Origin of the sequence: Nosocomiicoccus ampullae (genome assembly GCF_019357495.1) — a bacterium.
Classification (GTDB): Bacteria; Bacillota; Bacilli; order Staphylococcales; family Salinicoccaceae; genus Nosocomiicoccus; species Nosocomiicoccus ampullae.
This window is the reverse complement of sequence record NZ_CP079110.1, coordinates 379,729-398,849: the sequence shown is the minus strand read 5'-3', so window position 1 is coordinate 398,849 and position 19,121 is coordinate 379,729. Positions and strand designations below refer to the sequence as shown.

Here is a 19,121-nt window from a genome sequence, read left to right as displayed (position 1 = left end):
TAACCGATTAGAATATGGTTAAGAAAGAAATCCAAAATTTAATCAGTCCTTACATTTTAAAGTTATTAATATACTATAAATTAAACTACTTGAATGACCACTAATCAATTAAATCGAAATGAATTTCAATTTTAAAATATTAAATTAGCCCAATAGAGAGGTAATAATTTTAACGTTCTTATACCTAAAAATATTTAACGTCTCTCTAAGGTGGTTATTTTATCCATATAAGTATTTTTAATGTTGTTTTATATTGCTTATTCTTTTTTACTACATTTTTTAAGAGTTATAGGATCTTTAAGATTTACTTAAAATTAAAAGCTAATTTAAAAGTAAAAATTAATGAGTTTTTAGAAGTTTCATGAGTATAAAATATCCGTGTGTTATACACGCGTATTATTTATGGTTGATTGTATAGATTGTCTCGACAGTTGTGCTTAAATAACGTTCTCTAAATTGCTTAAATTTAACGTACTTATCGTAAATTCTAGTCGCTTTATTGTACTGACTTTCGCATTGTGAGAGTGGTATGTCGACGACTAACTCCTCCCCACATATAAATTCAATGACCGTTTGATTTTCTCTTTTAAAAAATCGATACACTTTCGATAAGTTTAGAAAATAAACATTTTTGTTTTTACTAGAATTTAACGGAAATAAAATAAACTGATAATCTAAATCCACGCAAATCGGAATCATTCTATGTATGTCAAAGTTAATTTTAACATGACTTCTAATAGCCGCTAAATTTGTCGAATAAAAATAGGTTAAATACTCATTCAGCCACTGTTCAGATGACTTTTTATAACGTATAACTCCCGATGCTGACACGGCCTGGCACATATATATTTCGTCGTATATTGGTTCAATGTACATGACATCTCTTTTAAAGTGCTTCGGTACTTTCATCATTTACCCTTTCTCACATATTTTTAGTATTAGATGAAATTATACATCATTTTAAGTGCTTTTTCATTCAAATGTTAACTTTTATATTTAATAATGTTTATTTTTGTTAACTAAAGCGATTATTAAAACTCTAAAGAACACAGTAAATTATAGTTATCCGGAAATAATTTAAGAATCGATTCTTACAGGAGTTAACATGGAAATTATCACTTCTTACGAACCGATGATTCGTTCTATAATTAACAAACTTAACATTTTATATGACATTGATGAGTATATGCAGATTGGTAGACTCGCAGTATATGAAGCATTAAAGAAACACGATAAAACAAAATGTAAAGAATCTCAGTTTGTATATACGATGATTTACCAAAGAATGATTGACGAAATTCGTAGAGAATCTAAACGGCAAGATCGTTTTACAATTACTGAGGACACGATACTCGATACGTTTTCTACAAAATTCAGTGATATAGATTTTTACTTAATCGGTGTGAAAGATAAACTCACTGATAGAGAGTATGCGTGGTTAACCATGACTTTAGATGGTTACGCACTTGTAGAAATTGCAAAATATTTAAACGTTAGTATATCTACAGCAAAAAATATAAGAAAAAGCGCAAGGAAGACACTCTACTCGCACTTTTATTGAGAAATTGTACTAAAAATTGTATAATAGTATAACGATTCTTTTGGAGGGGTTAATGTGAGTAAGAACAAAGACGAAGAAGAAATTGTACCAGCAGAAGTCGGCGATATTGTTGAATTTGACGGTATGCTTGGTAAAGTAGAAAAAATTAATGAAAACTCAGTCATTGTTGACATTACAATTAACGAGGACTGGAACGAAAATGAAGATTTTGAAAAGACAGTTGTAAATCATAAACGTTATAAAATTAAAAAGTAATAATTTTAAACGGCCAAATTTAATTTGGCCGTTTTTTGTTTATATTTATTAAAATATTATGTATAATTATGAATATTATATTTTAAAGGAGGTAGCGCTATGGATAAGCGTCCATTTCGTTTTATTACATCACTTGTACCATTTTTAGTTATGATTACAACAATGCTATATAGCGTCGTTGTACTGGACATTACACCACATATCCCGTTAATTATCGGAGCCATCGTCGCAGGAGGAATCGCTTATTTCCATGGATACTCATGGTCTGAAATCGAAGATTTTATGTATCGTGGCATTAAATTAGCGCTACCTGCACTGATCATTATTTTACTTGTTGGACTTGTTATTGGTTCTTGGGTCGGCGGTGGTATTGTAGCAACAATGATTTACTACGGGTTAAATATAATCAGTCCGAAGTATTTTTTAGTCACTGTCGTTATTATTTGTTCGATCGTTTCATTAACAATTGGGAGCGCATGGTCAACGATCGCAACTGTCGGTATCGCGTCACTCGGAATTGGTGTTGGTTTAAACATCCCACTTGGTCCAACAGCAGGTGCGATTGTTGCTGGAGCATTTTTTGGAGATAAGATGTCACCACTTTCTGACACGACAAATTTAGCATCTGGTTTAACACACACAAATATTTTTAAACACATTAAACATATGCTTTACACGACAGTACCTGCTGTTATTATTACGTTAATCGTCTTTCAGTGGTACACCGTAAAGTATATTAATAATACATCTGTTGACTTAAATAGTATCGAAACTCTTAGACAAAATATCTCTGAAGCGTTTGTTATTTCACCGTGGTTACTACTTGCACCAGTCATTGTTTTAGCAGTTATATTATTTAAAGTACCACCAGCACCTGCACTACTCGTTGGGGCATTTCTTGGAACGCTCGCACAGTTATTTGTACAAAATGATTCGTTAGCATCAAGTTTAACAACGCTAATTGACGGATTTGAGATTACGACCTCTAACGAGTCGATTGACGTCCTATTTAACCGCGGTGGTATGATGGATATGATGTTTGTAGTGACGATGACATTTGTTGCGATGAGTTTTGCTGGTATTATGGAACACTCTGGCATGTTACAAGTTATTTTAGATCATATTTTAAAATTCGCGAAAAATACATTCGGATTAGTATCCAGTGCGTTACTCTCTGCGATTTTTATTAACTTAACGTGTGCAGAGCATTACATCTCAATTATTGTACCTGGAAGAATGTTCGTTCGACCGTTTGTTGATAATAACCTCGATACGAGTAACTTATCAAGAACATTAGAAGACGGCGGAACTGTGACGTCTGCACTTGTTCCGTGGAGTACAGATGGCGTTTTTATATACGGAGCACTCGGTATTTCAGTACTTGAATATGGACCTTTTGCTGTCATGAACTACGCTGCACCAATCATCGCGCTAATACTCGCTGCGACAGGTATCGGTATTAAGAAAATTACAGATGACGATAAATTAAACTTTTATAAAAAATATTATCCAAATGAAATAAAATAAGAGCAGGATTTCCCGCTCTTATTTTTCTTTATAGAGTAAACCGTAACGTGAAAACATTTCAACTTGATTAGAGTACTCTCTTAATTTTTTTAAATCTTTTTTTGTCGGTGTTTCATCGACATGTTCAATTTTAAACACATCTTCAGCGTCCGCTTCCTCGTAATCGACATTTTGTTTAAAATGCATACCGTTTTCTTCAAATGATAAAGATAAATCGATACCCTCTTTCTTACTCATTTCTTTATAATATTTTTGAAGTGGTGTAAATTGTTCAACCGCTTCATCTTTAGTCAGTTCTTGAGACTCATATGGAAGAACGACATCCATATTAAAGGCGATCACTTCATTGTCTTTACGCTCAATCGTTCCTGTTCCTTCAATCTCTTCTTGGGCTTCAAAATTCGCAGTCGCTTCACCTTCAGTATAATACCCTCTCATAAATAACGTATTTTTCATTTGGTCATAACTAATATAAACACCTTCTGTATCTTCATCTTCAGGGATATTTGCGACTAAATTTAAATCTGCATTTTCATAATCAATCGTTAACGTTTCAGTAAAATCTTTGTCTCTTAAATCTAGATTATACTCAACACCGTCTTGATTCTTTTTAAGTGCTTCATTTTCTTCGATTAACTTTTTCTTAGCGTCGGTTTTATCTTTATAACCTCTTGCTTCATATGTACTATTTGTAGTTGTCTTTTGTTTAATTAATACGTCATCTGAATGCGTCAGTGTAACCTCTGATTCTTCGTCACCATTTTTTAAATATAACGTATCATCTTCCATTTTAAATTTGTCATATTGCAACTCATTTTTTTGTTCAACTTTTTCCTGAGTCATCGTAACGTCATCTAGATTTTCTTCTTCAGTTTCATGATTACAGCCTGCTAAAGTTGTTACTACTAATGTTGTTAATAATATTTTTTTCTTCATGAATAAAAACACCCCAACTATAATTAAAAAAAGGATGCAATAAGCATCCTTAAAATTAGTATAGCATTTTTTTAATTCATTTTAGCCAACTGTTAGACGATCCGTTGGATATTTGATAATTGATTTACGGTTATCACCGAAACTAAGTAAGAAACTTAAAAATCCAACGCGTCCAATAAACATAAAGAAGATTAAAATGAGTTCACTAGTCGTATTTAAATCTTCAGTAATTCCCATTGACATTCCACACGTTCCGAATGCACTTGCAACCTCAAAAATAATCGACATTAAACTATGTCTGTCACCTTCTACAAATGTAATAATCGATATACCTAAAAACATAAGTACGATAGCAAGAAAGAACACGATAAATGCACGTTCAGTATCTTGTCTAGCGATACTACGTTTAAAAATTATCGGGCGCTCTTCCCCTTTAGAAAATGCGATGATTGTCAGTATTAAAATCGCAAGTGTCGTGGTACGAATACCACCACCAGCACTTGATGGTGATGACCCGATAAACATCAGCATACTAAATAATAATTGCGTCGCTTCATTTAATAACGAAGGATCTACAATAGTAATTCCAGCACTACGTGTAGAGACACTCATAAAAACTGCACTCGTTACTTTTGACAATATTGAATTGTTAAACTGTGATCCGTTCCACTCAATCAGCAAATAAAAAACAGTACCGAGTAAAAATAATATCGCATACATTGACGTTGTAACTTTTGTAAATAAACTAAATCTAAAATATGGATTTTTTCGACTAAAATATTCTTTCACTTCAATTAACACTGGATAACCAATCGCACCTAACACAATTTGAAACATCACTGGAATAATGATGTAGTAATTATCACTATAACCAATTAATGATTGGTGGTATAAGTCGAATCCAGCGTTCGTCGTTGCAGAGACTGATAAAAATGTTCCTTGAAGGAGCGCATCTAAAAAGTTTTCAGTTTTATAATAGAAAACTAACGTGTAAATGAATGCACCGATAAATTCTATTAAAAATAGCAACGATACGATGTTAAGAACGAGCTGAACACCACCTGAAATTACTTGGCGACTATTATCGACCATAATCGCAGTACGTTCTCTTAGAGTTATTTTTCTTCCAAGAAGTATCCATATAAATGTCGACATCGCCATAATTCCAATACCGCCAAGGTTTAAAATAAACATTAAAAGAATAATTCCATACGTATTAAACGTGTCGACGATATTTACTGTCGTTAACCCTGTAACGGAGATACCGGAAGCAGTAACAAATAGCGTATCCATAAAAGTTATATATGTATCGTCATTATAAAAAAACGGCAACTGCATTAATAATGTAGAAACTATTAATGCACTTAAATAATATAAAAATATTGACCGCTGTGGTGTCATACGGTTCAGCATGTTACTAATAAATCTCACGGCGCCTCCTCCTTAAAAAATACTATACGCTTATTACTCTCATCTTTCAATTTATTTTAAAATAAAAAAGATAACGAGATTTACTCGTTATCTTTTAAAGTTGAACGTCTGTCGTTTCTTTTTGACCATCGTAATAATACGTGACTGTTATTGTATCTCCTGGCTTTTTATTGTTGTATAAATATTGTCTAAATTCCATTGCACTTTTTACTTCAGTATCATCAAGTTGTGTAATGACTGAAAGTTCTTTAATACCTGCACGGTCTGCTGGAGATCCTAACTGAACCTCACTAATAACGACACCGTCAGTAACATCTTCTGGTAATTTTAAATATCTCACTTTATCGCTATCATTTATTAAGAATAAGTCTACAAGACTTAAGCCTATAAATGGACGGTCTACTTCTCCACCGTTTTCTAGCTCTTCAATAATAGACTGCACATCGTTTGAAGGTATCGCAAAACCAATTCCTTCAACGTTATCTAACCCAATTTTCATCGAGTTAATACCGATTAACTGACCGTCACTATTCACAAGTGCGCCTCCTGAGTTACCAGGGTTAATCGCTGCGTCAGTTTGAAGTACAGTCGCTTCCCAGTCGATTGTGCCGTCACCATCAATATCTACTGGAACCGCACGATCTAATGCAGATACAATTCCTCTAGAAACAGAGCCACTAAACATATCACCGAGTGGTGAACCAATAGCAATCGCATCTTCACCGACAAGTAGCTCGTCACTATTTCCAAATTCGATGACGTCTTCAATGTTACCTTTAGGTACGCGAAGTACCGCGAGATCTGTCCAAACATCTGAACCGAGTAATTCCGCTTCAATCGTTTCTCCATCTGCTGTATTAATTTGAACATCAGACGCACCGTCAATTACGTGGTGGTTCGTTACAATATACGCATAATCACCGTCTAATTTGTAAATCACACCTGATCCAGTGCCTGCTTCTAATAACTCATCTGACAGCTCTGTACCAAAAAAAGATGTTTGTTGTTGTAAGTTTAAAACAGAAACAACGGCTGGTCGTGCTTTTTCAACCGCAACAATTGTATCTGTCACGACTTTATCACCGTGTGATTGCTCGATTTCTTGTCTTACATCTTCAGTATTTTTACTTTGTTTTTCTACGACATCGTCTGTATTATTTTCATTAAAGAAAAAATGATACGCACCAAGTATTAATAGCGCACCAAGTAGTCCTGCAAGTAAACCAGCAAGTACTGGACTCATCCCACTTTTACGAGGCTTAAAATTATTTGATGTGTCATTCATTTCTTTTTCTTCTCTATTTTGACGCGTAAATTCTTCTTTAGGTGCTTCGTTCGAAGCTTCAGTGTCTTCATCTTTAACACGTTCGAATTGTACAGTATCATGCTGATCTAATTCATGTGCTCTACGTCTGTATTTATCTTCGAAAGTTTCTCTCTTATCGTCATCATGACGCATTAACATCATCCTTCACATTCTTTTTTTTACCACCTGCAAACCATCCAATTAGAATGATTACTAGCATCACAATCCAAAATGTGAGTTTCCAAACTGTAGATTGTGGGAAAGTTTCAGGTAAAATGCCAACTGCTTCATGAGAAAGTGTTAATACTGTTAGTTTCACACCAACCCATCCGACAATTGTAAATGCTGCAACTTCTAAACTTGGTCGTTCTGCAAGTAATTTTACAAACCAATTCGCAAAGAAACGCATAATAATAACGCCAATTAATCCACCGACTAACATCACTGTATATTGACCGATGTTTACTCCGAAGAAATCTCCACCAACTTTTGGTAATGCGAGTGCGATTGCAGCTGCTGCTAAAATTGAATCTACCGCAAACGCAATATCTGCAACTTCAACTTTAAGTACAGTCATCCATAATCCAGAGCCTTTTTTCTCATGTTTTTCGAGTTCTCGCTCTTTTTCTTCTTCACTATCGTTCTTATGTTTATATATACCTATTAAATGACTAATTGAAACGTAGAACAGGTATAACGCACCGATTGCTTGAACAAACCACCATTGAACGAGCCATACGAGTAGTAATATCGCGACCATTCTAAAGATGAAAGCCCCAAGAAGTCCATAAAATAATGCTTTCTTACGGTCTTTTGGTGATAAATGTCTGACCATTACAGCAAGCACCACTGCGTTGTCTGCTGCAAGTAATCCTTCAAGTACGACGAGTACAATTAATACCCATCCATATTCTAATAAAATCGATACATCCATATCTTCACTCCTTAAACTTAAAAAAGACCATAGTAAATAGACATCGTCTACTTACTATGGTCTCACTGAACAAATATATTGTCTAACACACCGGGCAGATTGCCGTAATGACGATGTGTTACTAGTTACCTAGCGTTACTCCCCATATATTATTCATTTGTAGCAATTATATAGCTTTAATGAATTAAAGTAAACTATATAACCTAATATCTGGATATTTCTCGCTAAACCATCTTAATGCAAAATCATTTTCAAATAAAAATACTTTGTTGTCGTATCTATCGTACACAAGTGTTGAACGCTGGGTATCCATTTGATTCGTAATATCTTCTTCATTCTCTACCCAGCGCGCTTGCTTTTGTCCGATTGGTTCCATAACAACGTCTGTATTATATTCATTTTTCATACGGTGCTCGAACACTTCAAACTGAAGTTGACCAACTGCACCGATAATTGGCTGATTTGTGTGGATCGTTTTATAATACTGAATCGCACCTTCTTGAACGAGCTGTTCAATTCCTTTATAGAAGTGCTTTTGCTTCATCACATTTTTAGCAGATACTTTCATAAATAACTCTGGTGTAAACTGCGGTAGTTCTTTAAACTCGATATGTTTGTCTGAAGTTAACGTATCTCCAATTTGATAATTTCCAGTATCATATAATCCAATAATATCTCCAGCGTATGCGACGTCAACAGTCTCTGTATCATCCGCCATAAACATCGTCGCTCGAGTAACTTTTTGTTTTTTACCTGTACGCTGAAGTTTTACATCCATCCCACGTTTAAATTCACCAGAGACGATACGTAAAAATGCGAGTCGGTCTCTATGTTTAGGGTCCATGTTCGCTTGAATTTTAAAGATAAATCCTGAGAATTCTTCTTCAGTCGGTTCAATCACCTCGCCTGACTTTGTTTCAAGTGCGTTTGGACTTGGTGCGTAGTCTACAAATGTATCTAAAAATTCTTCAACTCCGAAGTTAGATAATGCAGAACCGAAAAATACAGGTGTTAGATCTCCTGTTGCGATTTTTTCTTTATTGAATTCATCACCCGCTTCTTCAACGAGCATAAACTCTTCAATCGACTCTTTAAATGCAGAATCTTTTTCGATGTCATGCGGCTTTTCAAGTTCGTAATCATCGTTTAGTTGTAACATCTCTTCTTCACGGTACGGATTTATTTCTTTTGTGCGTCGATTAATAATTCCAAAGAAACTCGGCCCCATTCCGATTGGCCATGTCATTGGATACGTTTCGATATCTAGAGTTTCTTCAATTTCTTCTAGTAATTCAAACGGATTTTTACCGACACGGTCGAGCTTATTAATAAAAGTAAATACTGGAATACCACGCATTTTTGCAACTTTAAACAATTTTAACGTTTGCGGCTCGATACCTTCTGCTGCGTCAATTACCATCACTGCACTATCAACAGCCATTAACGTACGGTACGTATCTTCAGAGAAGTCTTCGTGTCCTGGTGTATCTAAAATATTTACTTTATAACCGTCAAAATCAAACTGCATGACAGAACTCGTCACTGAAATTCCGCGTTCTTGTTCAACTTTCATCCAGTCAGATGTCGCAAATTTACCTGTTTTTCTTCCTTTAACAACTCCAGCTTCACGAATCGCTCCACCAAATAATAATAGCTTTTCAGTTAACGTTGTTTTCCCTGCGTCCGGGTGCGAAATAATCGCAAACGTCTTTCGTTTATTAATCTCTTCTTTTAGTCCCATAAAATCTCCTTAACACTATTTTTAAAAGTATATTAGTAAAAAATGTTAGTTTTCATATCCTGGAAAGTTATATTTTTCATACGCAAAGTTTAATGCAATTAAATCATCTCGATGGGGTTCTTTTACATGATTTTCCATAATTTGATACGGCTCTCGTCCTTTACCTGCTAAAAATACCGTATCTCCAGGTTGTGCGTAGTCAATTGCTATTTTAATTGCTTGTTCTCTATCGATTTCTTTTGCATAGTTATTATGCGTCATTCCTTCTTCAACGATTTCAATGAGCATGTTTTTATCGTCATTTCCTGGGTTATCTACTGTCAGTACAACGTAGTCTGACATACTCGCAATGCGTCCCATCTCTTTTGCTTTTGAATAATCTCTTTCACCAGTCATCCCGTATACAGTAATAAGTCTACCGGTATTGAATGGTCGAATCGTCTCGATGACTTTTTCTAGTGCATCTGGTGTGTGCGCAAAATCGATAATTAAGTTAAATGGTAAACGGTTATCTAGTACTTCTAACCGTCCAGACACTGCTTTCATATCTTCAACTGCTGTGATAATACGTTCTAAGCTATAGCCTTGTAGCCACTCACTAATAATCGCACACATTAAATTTTCAATATTATAATCTCCAACAAACGGTGATTTTACATTGTATTCTCCTTCAGGTGTAACTAGCGTAAATGTCGTCCCTTCTAGACTTCCTTCGATATTTTTAGGATAAAAATCTGCAGAGTCATTAAAACCGAATGTGACCACTTCATGTGGTGTCATTGAACGATACTTTTTTGACCAAGGGTCTGAATCATTTAAAATGACGTATTTCGTCTTTTTTAAATCTTGACCGAGTTGAGAGAATAATAATCCTTTTGTAAACCCGTAGTCTTCCATCGTACCGTGAAAATCTAAATGATCTTGCGTCATATTCGTAAATATGACAATATCAAAGTCAATTCCAAACGTACGGCCAAGCTTTAATGCATGACTAGATACTTCCATTGTAAAAACTTCAGTTTCTCTTTCAACAGCTTCTTTTAAGCGTTTGTGGAGTCTTGTTGTCTCAGGTGTCGTATTTAAAGAAGGGTAAGTATCTTCGTTAACCTTAAACCCGTTTGTTCCTAAATACGCACTTTTCTTAGACATACTAATACTTAAATTATGAATCATTGTAGAAACTGTTGTTTTACCATTTGTTCCTGTTACACCAACCATCGTCATACTTTCGTGCGGAAAGTCGTATAAATATTCCGCAAAAAGTGCCGATACTTTTGACGGATCCTTTACTTTAATTAACCCGACACCTTCTGGTAGGTCTTTTTTTCTATCTGATAAAATTAACTGTGAACCATTTTCAACCGCACTATCTATATAATTAAAACCATCAGTTTCAATTCCTTTTAAAGCTACAAAAATTGTGCCCGGTTTTACTTCTCTAGAGTCTACAGTAATATCCGTCACTTCATCTGGTAAATCACCGTAAATTTCTTTTATTTTTAACAATGAAATTAACTGTTCTGTTTTCATCTTTTCACCTCTAACAGTTTGATTCAATTATACAACAATCAAAATAAAATACGCCTATAACGGCGCATTTTATTGTGTCTTTTTCTGTTGTTTCTTTTCACGTCGTCGTATCAATACGATACTAACTTCGTATAATGCAATCATCGGCGCGAGTGTAATTAGATGAGTAAATACGTCCGGCGGCATAATAAGTGCTGTTACTACGAGTAGCCCGAAGTATACATACTTTCTAATTTTTACCATCGTTTCTGCATTTAGTAGACCGATATAATTTAAGAATAATATAACGACGGGTAGTTGAAATATTAGACCAAACGGAATCGTCGTCATGAGTAGGAATGCCATATACTCATCAGCAGTTACAATAACATCAAAGTTCTTCTCACCTAGAGAAATTAAGAAGAAGTAACTGATCGGATGGACGACAAAATATCCAAATAAAAGCCCTGCGACAAATAAGAATAACATCCCTGGCAATGAACTTTTAATAAACGCCGTCTCTCTTTCAACGAGTCCAGGCTTCATAAAGCCCCATAAAAACCAGCAGATAAAAGGAACAGATAATCCAAGGCTAATCGATACTGAAGTTTGAAGATAAAATCGAATCACTTCAAATGGTCCTAATACTACAATATTTGCGCCTTTAGAAACGTACGGGAACCACCAACTTACCGTCGCAAATATAATTACGAACCATAATACAACAACAAGTGCTGATTTTATAACGACAGCTCTTAAATCTAAAATATGGTCCATTAACGGTGCCATATTATCTTCTTGGGTTAGCTTCTTACGTTTTCTATTTACTGGCACTTCTTTATATTCATGTTCATTAGACATAATTATGTACCACCTTAATCATTCAACCATTAATTGAAGTTTTACTACTCTAAATTCATATCTATAGAGTTTACAACTATAAGTATTAATTCAATTAATGATTACCTAAAGAATAGGATGAATGGAATTATGTATTTATTATAATATAGTTTTTAGTTTTAAAAAACATCATAAAAAGAAGAAGCTAAGTTTCACTTAGCTTCTAGTTATTTTTCTAGACGTTTATTGTCTTTGTGGTAGTTAATAACACCTTCAGCGCAGCGATATGCGAGTGCACATACTGTTCCTGTTGGGTTGTTACCTGAGTTATGAACGAATGCACTTGAACCTACGACGAATAGATTATCTCTGTCCCAGTGTTGTAGCCAAGTGTTAACTACAGAGTTCTTAGGGTCATCTCCCATTGGAGTACCCCCTGCTAAGTTTGTTGACTGGTACGGAACGATATCATAGTCACCGATATCTCCGTCTTCAACGTCAATATGTTTAGCACCCATTTTCTTTAAAATCTCTTCACATTGTTTTACGAGATATTTGTTACGCGCGTTATCTTTTTCTGTCCAATTATAAGTCAGACGCACTTGCGGATTACCGTAAGCATCTTTATACGTTGGATCTAAAGATAAATAGTTATCGCGGTGCGGGCCTGTATGTGCCATCGTATACACTTCAAGTGTTCGTGTGAAGTTATTTACCGACTCATCTTTAAAGTCTTTACCCCATGACGGTGTGTCTTCTTTAACAACATTCGTTAAAATAGGACGACTGCCTGTTTGAGTGAAGTGAATTGAACCACCATGAATGAAATCAAGGTCTTCATGCTCAAAGTTATCTCCGTTAAAGTCATCTAAAATCATACCAAGTGCTCCTGCACCCATAAATGTATTAAACTGATCGTCGAAGAAACCTGTTGCACCAAGTCCTGTTTGGTAACAGTAATGACTTCCTAACGTACCTTTACCAGTTTCTGGATCGTATTGTTTACCAATATCAGATACTGCGAGTAATTTATAGTTACTAAATACGAAGCTAGAAAGTACAACGATGTCTGCTGGTTGGAAATACTCTTCGTGAGTTTCAGTGTCGATAAATTTGACTCCTATAACTTTCTTTTTGTCGTCTTTATCTGTCACGATTTCAGTGACGTTAGAGTTGTAACGAATTTCATGATTGCCTGTTCTTTCAGCTGTTTTTAGTACTGTCACGTCAGGTGTTGCTTTTGCGTCGTATTCACATGCGAATCTTTCACAAAATGCACAATACTGACATTGATTTAACGTTTCACCATCAGGGTTAACGTAATTTTGCGACATATTTGATGATGGCATCATAATTGGGTGAAGTTCTAATTCTTTCGCAGCATCTTCAAACATTTTTAATGTTTTCGTTTTTACCATTGGTGGGTTAGGGTACGGGCTAGAACGTTTCTCACCAAGTGGATTTTCTTCACCACTTACGCCTGCTGTTTTCTCAAACGTATCATAATATGGTTCCATATCATCAAACGTAATTCCCCAGTCACGGTACATAAAGCCATCATCTTCTGAAAGCTTATCTTTACCGTACTTATCTTCTGTCATTGATTTAATTTCAAAATCATATTTCATGTAGCGGTCTGTCTGACCATTCCAGTGCGTACCGGCACCCCCGCGACCTTGTCCTGGTAAAAATGATCCGAATCTACGAATCGGTAATGCACGCTCATCACGTTTATTTCTAAATGTTAAAGTTTCTTTTGAAGCGTCCTGCATTAACTCGTAACGCACCGCGTATTTTAACTCATCGTGAACGTGCTGATAATCATTCGTATCGCGGTATGGACCTCTTTCTAAACTTTTTACTTTTAAGCCTTCTTTAGTCGTTTCAGCTGAAACGATTCCGCCGGTCCAACCGGCGCCAATCGTTACAACATCGACTTTTTCAAGCTCTTTAGCCATTAAAATCTACCCCTAAGAATAAATTATTACTTCTCTAAACGTTTTTTATCTTTTGAATATTTAATTACACCTTCAGCACAGCGATACGCAAGAGCACCAACTGTACCTGTTGGGTTATAACCTGAGTTATGCGCAAAGTTACCTGCACCAACAACGAATAGGTTATCTCTATCCCAGTGTTGTAGCCAATTGTTAACTACAGATGTTTCTCTGTCATCACCCATAATAGTACCACCAGTGTTGTGTGTAGATTGGTAAGGAACAATGTCATAGTCGCCTAATTCATCGTCAACATCTACTTTTTTAGCACCCATTTTTTCTAAAATTTCTCCACAACGTTCTGCTAGATATTTTGTTCTTTTTCTGTCCATATCTGTGAAGTTGTAAGTTAATCGTACGAGTGGTACACCAAATTCATCTTTATAGTCACTATCTAAGTCAAGATAGTTATCTTTATGTGGACTTGATGCACATTGTCCAGCAACTGATAAAGATCTCGTATATTGTTTAACAGATTCCTCTTTAAAGTCTGCACCCCATGAAGGAGTTCCTTTTGGTACAGGGTTAGTCACAATTGGTCTTGAACCAAGTTGAGTAATTGTGATACTACCACCGTGTAAGAAATCTAAGTCTTCGTGATCGAAGTTATCTCCATTAAAGTCATCCATAGACATACCTAGTGCACCTGCACCCATGAAGACGTTAAATTGTTCGTCAAAGAATCCTCTAGCACCACCGAATGTTTGATAACAATAGTTACGTCCAAGTGATCCTTTTTCAGTTTTCGGATCATATTGTTCACCGATATCTGAAACTGCTAATAATTTGTAGTTATTGAATACGTAACTTGTTAATACAACGATATCCGCTGGTTGAATGAATTCTTCTTTAGTTAGTGTATCTACATATTTAACACCTGTAACTTTAGAATCATCATCATCGTCAGTTAAAATTTCTACGACGTTACAATGTGTACGAAGTTCAAAGTTATCGTGACGTTGTGCAGTTTTTAATACTGTCACTTCTGGTGTAGCTTTCGCGTCGTATTCACATGCGAAACGCTCACAGAACGCACAATACTGACATGGATTTAATTTTTCACCATCTGGATTTTCGTATGCTTCAGACATGTTTGCTGATGGTAAAAAGTGTGGGTGATAACCCATATCATTTGTTGCATCTTCAAACATTTTCATCATTTTTGTTTGAACCATTGGACCGTTTGGATAGTCTTTACTTCTTTCACCTTCGAAGTGGTTGACTGTTCCACCGACACCTGCAGTCTCTTCAAACTGTGTAAAGTATGGTTCTAACTCATCATATGTAATACCCCAGTCTCTAAAGCGGTATCCATCATCTTCTTGAAGGCGATCTTCACCGTACTTTTCTTTCGTTTGAGTTTCAATTTCAAAGTCATAAGGTAAAAATCTATATACCCAACCGTTCCAGTGTGTACCTGCACCACCGACGTTATCTCCAAGTAAGAATGACCCTTGTTGACGCATTGGTAATGCACGTTGGTCTGGTTCATTTCTGAATGTTAATGTTTCTTTAGAAATATCTTGCATAAGTTCATAACGAATCGCATATTTTAATTCGTCATGCACGTGCTGATAATCTTCTGTGCCTCTTTTTTTACCTCTTTCAAGACTGACTACTTTTAGTCCCTCTTTTGCCGCTTCTGCTGCGACGATTCCGCCTGTCCAGCCTGCTCCGACAGTGAGGACATCTACTTTATCTAATTTCTTTGCCATTTATTTCTCTCCTAGCTAAAGTTTGGTAATGGGTCTATCTCTTTAAATTCGTCTGCATCAATCACGTCTAAGTATGAGTGCTGATGTCCAGGGAATTGTTTCATTTTCCAACCTTCCATGTTTCTGTTTCCATGATAAATTGGGTCACAATATGCCCCTTCTAACGTTGCTGAGCGAAGCATCGTAAAGAAGTATCCTGAAGTTGCTGTTGATTTTGGTACTCCGAAGTCGACTTTATCATCTTGGAAATCTTGAAGAATTTCATCTTGCTTGTCTTCATCAATATTTGAAAAGCTTTCTTCGAAGCGATCTTGTGCTTCATCTTGTAGTTTTTTAATACCAAGTCTGAAATATTCACCACGGTTTAAGTTAGATTGATAACCTTGAGTTGGTAAGCCTTCGTAGAAAGGTCCTTGCATATACTCTTTAGAGTTAAAGCCATATGCGCCTGCAAGTTGTCCATCTAAGAAGTATGCTGCACCGAGTTCTTTTGCTCCCGGTCCAACGTCCGTTTCTGGGAAAATTCTTTCCATCGCCGCTTCTATTGTTGCGAAATCTGAATCGTTTTCAAAGAAAATACGACCTCTATCAGGTACGTCAAACGAACCTCCGCCGCCGTGGCCACCGTGTTCGTCTTGTCCACCGTTACCCTCATTGTCACCAGAGTCTTTTGATTTATTGTTTGAATCCCCATCGAGGTTAAATCCAATTAAACCTCCAAGAAGACTTCCTCCGATAATACCACCTGTTGCTACACCCGTAGTTTTCAGGAAATCACGTCTTGAGAATTGTTTCTCCTCCGACATTTTCCTCACTCCTTAAATTAATCTCTTAATATATGATATATACAATTGTACACCTTTATGCTCATAATGTAATAGTTTAATTTAAATTTATGAAGTTTTTGTGTCTTTTTGTTTGAATAGGCTTTGAATAATAGAGTGAAGTTGTCTATAATTAAGGAGATAAGAGTATAAGAAAGGGAGTTTCCGAATAATGAAGTTTTTTGAAGCATTAAGATGGCCAAATGACCACATGGACCTTCGTTATGAAACAGATAAGTATTCTAATTTACCAATCGTGACACATGTTTTCGATACTGAAGACAGAGCAAACGATGCTGACTTAGATTACGTGACACGTGAATTCGGTCCAAAAATTAAAGCTGCACAAGATCGAATCGAATCAAATCGTGTAATTATGCTTGTATTATACATAGCTGCAGTTTTACTTCCAGCACTTGTTTTAACAGTAACAAAAGGTACAATCTTACCAGCTGGTTTTGCGATTGTATATGCATTTGTTGTAATCTTTGTTGTAGAAATGTTTAACCAGGTTACAATTAATAGAATGCTAAAAGAGATCGACGACGGTGTTGGTCAAGGTACACGCCGTGCATAATTAAAAGGGATACAAATCCGTAGATTTGTATCCCTTTTTTTAGTTAAATCTTCCGTATTGCTCGCTTTTTGTGCCTGAAGATACATAGCCCTCTTTTAATTTTAACCAGTAATGTCCGTCTTTAAAGACTACACTATTAAATGATAGTTGACTATTTGGCTTTACAACTTTTAAAATTTTTCCATTTAAACTGCTTGTCTTTCTGATATTCATATTAAACCGAGGTATAAATACTCCGCTAAAATGTTTATCTTTTCTTAGGTCAATCTGTTTAGCACTTATACCATTACAAACAAATTCTTTTTCTCGTAAATAGCCATATGGTTGAAACTGAATGTGTAAATGACTGGCCATCGGCGCGTTTAAATTATTCGTGTTTCCCTGCCTTGCGATGGTTTGACCAAATTTTACTCGTTCTCCAATATTCACTGTCAAATTTCTTTTTAAATGCCCGTAAATCACTTGTATACCGAGTGCTTCATTCGCAATGACAATCGTTGCACCAAAGTTACCATAGTTACTTGTCCCTCTGACAACAACCCCGCTAATCACTGCTGGAATGTCTGCACCGTCATACTTTACTAAATCATATGCACGGTGGTAACCCCCACAGTATGAATCATAGTTAAAACCATTCACCGTATAATTTCTATACCCAAACGGTTGCATTAAATGTGGATTACTCGTTATTTTAAACCCACACTTTTTTAAATATTCAATTGGATTCAAAAAATCCCCTCCTTAATTCTTATATCGAATGAAAGAGAGGATTCCGCTAATTAAAATTTACGTTTTGGTGTTTCAATATCACTAATTAACGTATGACTTAAATCACGTCTATATCGCCAAATGTTTTGTACAATAGATTTAATTACTGCATATGTCGGAATCGCAATTAATATTCCTAAAAATCCTGCGATATTTCCTGCCGCTAGTACGATTGTAATAACTGTTAGCGGGTGTAATGCAAGTTGCTGACCCATAACATTTGGTGTAATAATATTCGACTCAATTTGCTGAGCAGCAAGTGTAATGATTGAGACCCACACAAACATAATCGGATCTTGAATTAGTGCTAGGATTGCTGCAGGTAAAAATGCTACCCACGGACCAACAAACGGAACAACGTTCATAAATAACGCAAATATCGCAAGTAATAATGCATATTCTAAACCGATAATTTGGTAACCGATAAATAAAATAATACATAAAATAAATGATACAAGCATTTGACCTTGTATAAATGCACGGAGTGTTTTATCGATATCTCTAATTGTATCGAGTAAAAATAATTTAAAACGTCCTGTGAAAGGTCTTGTAATACTTGGTACAAATTTTTCGTGATCTTTTAGCATAAAAATAAAGAAAAACGGAACTAAAACGAGTGAAATAACAACTGAAACTGTACTCATAATAATTTTAAATGCGTTCGCAACGACGCTACTAAACATCGATGAACCTGTTTCAAATGCCTTATCTGTAATTTCATTTAAGTTTACTTCAAACGGTAATCGTTCTCTTTGATTCAGTACTGTATTTACAAAACTTTGAATTTCACGTTGAATAAGTGGTGCACGTGTAATTAAGTTTTGAACTTGTTCAGTTACAACTGGAATGACTGAAATTGATAATACTGTAATTACAATCGTAATAATTAAAAACACAGACACCATAGATAACCAACGTGGTGCTTTATGTCTTTCTAAAAACTCTTGAATTGGTATCGTTATGTAAAATAACACACCAGCCAGAAGCACTGGCACAAAAATAGTGGCAATGATTTGGAAAAATGGTACGAATATGTACTGAACTTGTACGACCATGTATATAATGATAAGCGTCATAATAAGCGCTACACCACTTTGAAACCAAATCTTATTAAACATAGAAGTGCCTCCTTTTTAAAACTTGTTATTATTATATCACTTATAAATTAAAAAACTGTAGTTCTTTTAAATTTCTTACTCA

17 protein-coding genes are annotated in these 19,121 nt (G+C 35.4%); 4 read left to right on the top strand and 13 right to left on the bottom strand.

Annotated elements, in window-relative coordinates; genetic code table 11:
• Positions 1–396: 396 nt before the first annotated feature.
• Positions 397–912 carry a competence protein ComK gene (locus KPF49_RS02075; RefSeq protein ID WP_183673566.1) on the bottom strand — a complete coding sequence of 172 codons (516 nt, stop codon included), beginning with the start codon at positions 910–912 and terminating at the stop codon, positions 397–399.
• A gap of 193 nt (positions 913–1,105) precedes the next feature.
• On the opposite strand from KPF49_RS02075, the gene KPF49_RS02070 reads away from it, so the two are divergent.
• The 3 genes from KPF49_RS02070 to nhaC all read left to right on the top strand — a co-directional run bounded on the left by KPF49_RS02070 (position 1,106) and on the right by nhaC (position 3,343).
• Positions 1,106–1,561, top strand: a complete 456-nt coding sequence (locus tag KPF49_RS02070; RefSeq protein ID WP_183673564.1) for a sigma-70 family RNA polymerase sigma factor — start codon at positions 1,106–1,108, stop codon at positions 1,559–1,561.
• 81 nt (positions 1,562–1,642) lie between these two features.
• The gene (locus KPF49_RS02065; protein ID WP_183673611.1) at positions 1,643–1,816 is read left to right on the top strand and encodes a DUF2187 family protein; all 174 of its coding nucleotides are present in this window, start codon (positions 1,643–1,645) and stop codon (positions 1,814–1,816) included.
• 99 nt (positions 1,817–1,915) lie between these two features.
• Positions 1,916–3,343 (top strand): Na+/H+ antiporter NhaC, encoded by a 1,428-nt coding sequence (gene nhaC / locus KPF49_RS02060; protein ID WP_183673562.1) that lies wholly within the window; start codon positions 1,916–1,918, stop codon positions 3,341–3,343.
• 18 nt (positions 3,344–3,361) lie between these two features.
• Here the strand turns inward: nhaC and KPF49_RS02055 are convergent, their stop codons facing one another.
• The 10 genes from KPF49_RS02055 to KPF49_RS02010 all read right to left on the bottom strand — a co-directional run bounded on the left by KPF49_RS02055 (position 3,362) and on the right by KPF49_RS02010 (position 16,558).
• Positions 3,362–4,279: a DUF1307 domain-containing protein gene (locus KPF49_RS02055; RefSeq protein ID WP_183673560.1), complete on the bottom strand. Its 918-nt coding sequence runs from the start codon at positions 4,277–4,279 to the stop codon at positions 3,362–3,364.
• An 81-nt stretch (positions 4,280–4,360) separates the two neighbouring features.
• Complete coding sequence (locus KPF49_RS02050) at positions 4,361–5,710, bottom strand: TrkH family potassium uptake protein (protein ID WP_246562775.1); 1,350 nt, start codon at positions 5,708–5,710, stop codon at positions 4,361–4,363.
• 94 nt (positions 5,711–5,804) lie between these two features.
• A complete protein-coding gene (locus KPF49_RS02045; RefSeq protein ID WP_183673557.1) occupies positions 5,805–7,169 on the bottom strand; it encodes a S1C family serine protease in 1,365 nt (454 codons plus the stop codon).
• Positions 7,159–7,950, bottom strand: a complete 792-nt coding sequence (locus tag KPF49_RS02040; protein ID WP_183673555.1) for a TerC family protein — start codon at positions 7,948–7,950, stop codon at positions 7,159–7,161. The genes KPF49_RS02045 and KPF49_RS02040 overlap by 11 nt, the downstream gene beginning before the upstream one ends.
• Before the next feature lie 184 nt (positions 7,951–8,134).
• Positions 8,135–9,691, bottom strand: a complete 1,557-nt coding sequence (locus KPF49_RS02035) for a peptide chain release factor 3 (RefSeq protein ID WP_183673553.1) — start codon at positions 9,689–9,691, stop codon at positions 8,135–8,137.
• Positions 9,692–9,736: 45 nt separating this feature from the next.
• On the bottom strand, positions 9,737–11,221 hold the full coding sequence (locus tag KPF49_RS02030) for a UDP-N-acetylmuramoyl-L-alanyl-D-glutamate--2,6-diaminopimelate ligase (RefSeq protein ID WP_183673550.1): 1,485 nt from the start codon (positions 11,219–11,221) through the stop codon (positions 9,737–9,739).
• Between the two features lie 69 nt (positions 11,222–11,290).
• Complete coding sequence (tatC, locus tag KPF49_RS02025) at positions 11,291–12,061, bottom strand: twin-arginine translocase subunit TatC (protein ID WP_183673548.1); 771 nt, start codon at positions 12,059–12,061, stop codon at positions 11,291–11,293.
• A 206-nt stretch (positions 12,062–12,267) separates the two neighbouring features.
• Positions 12,268–13,998 carry a GMC family oxidoreductase gene (locus KPF49_RS02020; RefSeq protein ID WP_183673545.1) on the bottom strand — a complete coding sequence of 577 codons (1,731 nt, stop codon included), beginning with the start codon at positions 13,996–13,998 and terminating at the stop codon, positions 12,268–12,270.
• 26 nt (positions 13,999–14,024) lie between these two features.
• A complete protein-coding gene (locus KPF49_RS02015; protein WP_183673543.1) occupies positions 14,025–15,752 on the bottom strand; it encodes a GMC family oxidoreductase in 1,728 nt (575 codons plus the stop codon).
• Positions 15,753–15,763: 11 nt separating this feature from the next.
• On the bottom strand, positions 15,764–16,558 hold the full coding sequence (locus KPF49_RS02010; RefSeq protein WP_183673541.1) for a gluconate 2-dehydrogenase subunit 3 family protein: 795 nt from the start codon (positions 16,556–16,558) through the stop codon (positions 15,764–15,766).
• A gap of 190 nt (positions 16,559–16,748) precedes the next feature.
• On the opposite strand from KPF49_RS02010, the gene KPF49_RS02005 reads away from it, so the two are divergent.
• Complete coding sequence (locus KPF49_RS02005; RefSeq protein ID WP_183673539.1) at positions 16,749–17,153, top strand: hypothetical protein; 405 nt, start codon at positions 16,749–16,751, stop codon at positions 17,151–17,153.
• Between the two features lie 39 nt (positions 17,154–17,192).
• Here KPF49_RS02005 and KPF49_RS02000 read toward each other — a convergent pair whose 3' ends face one another.
• Together KPF49_RS02000 and KPF49_RS01995 are read right to left on the bottom strand one after the other, a co-directional pair.
• The gene (locus KPF49_RS02000) at positions 17,193–17,882 is read right to left on the bottom strand and encodes a M23 family metallopeptidase (protein WP_183673537.1); all 690 of its coding nucleotides are present in this window, start codon (positions 17,880–17,882) and stop codon (positions 17,193–17,195) included.
• Between the two features lie 50 nt (positions 17,883–17,932).
• Positions 17,933–19,039, bottom strand: a complete 1,107-nt coding sequence (locus KPF49_RS01995) for an AI-2E family transporter (RefSeq protein WP_183673535.1) — start codon at positions 19,037–19,039, stop codon at positions 17,933–17,935.
• Positions 19,040–19,121 lie beyond the last annotated feature (82 nt).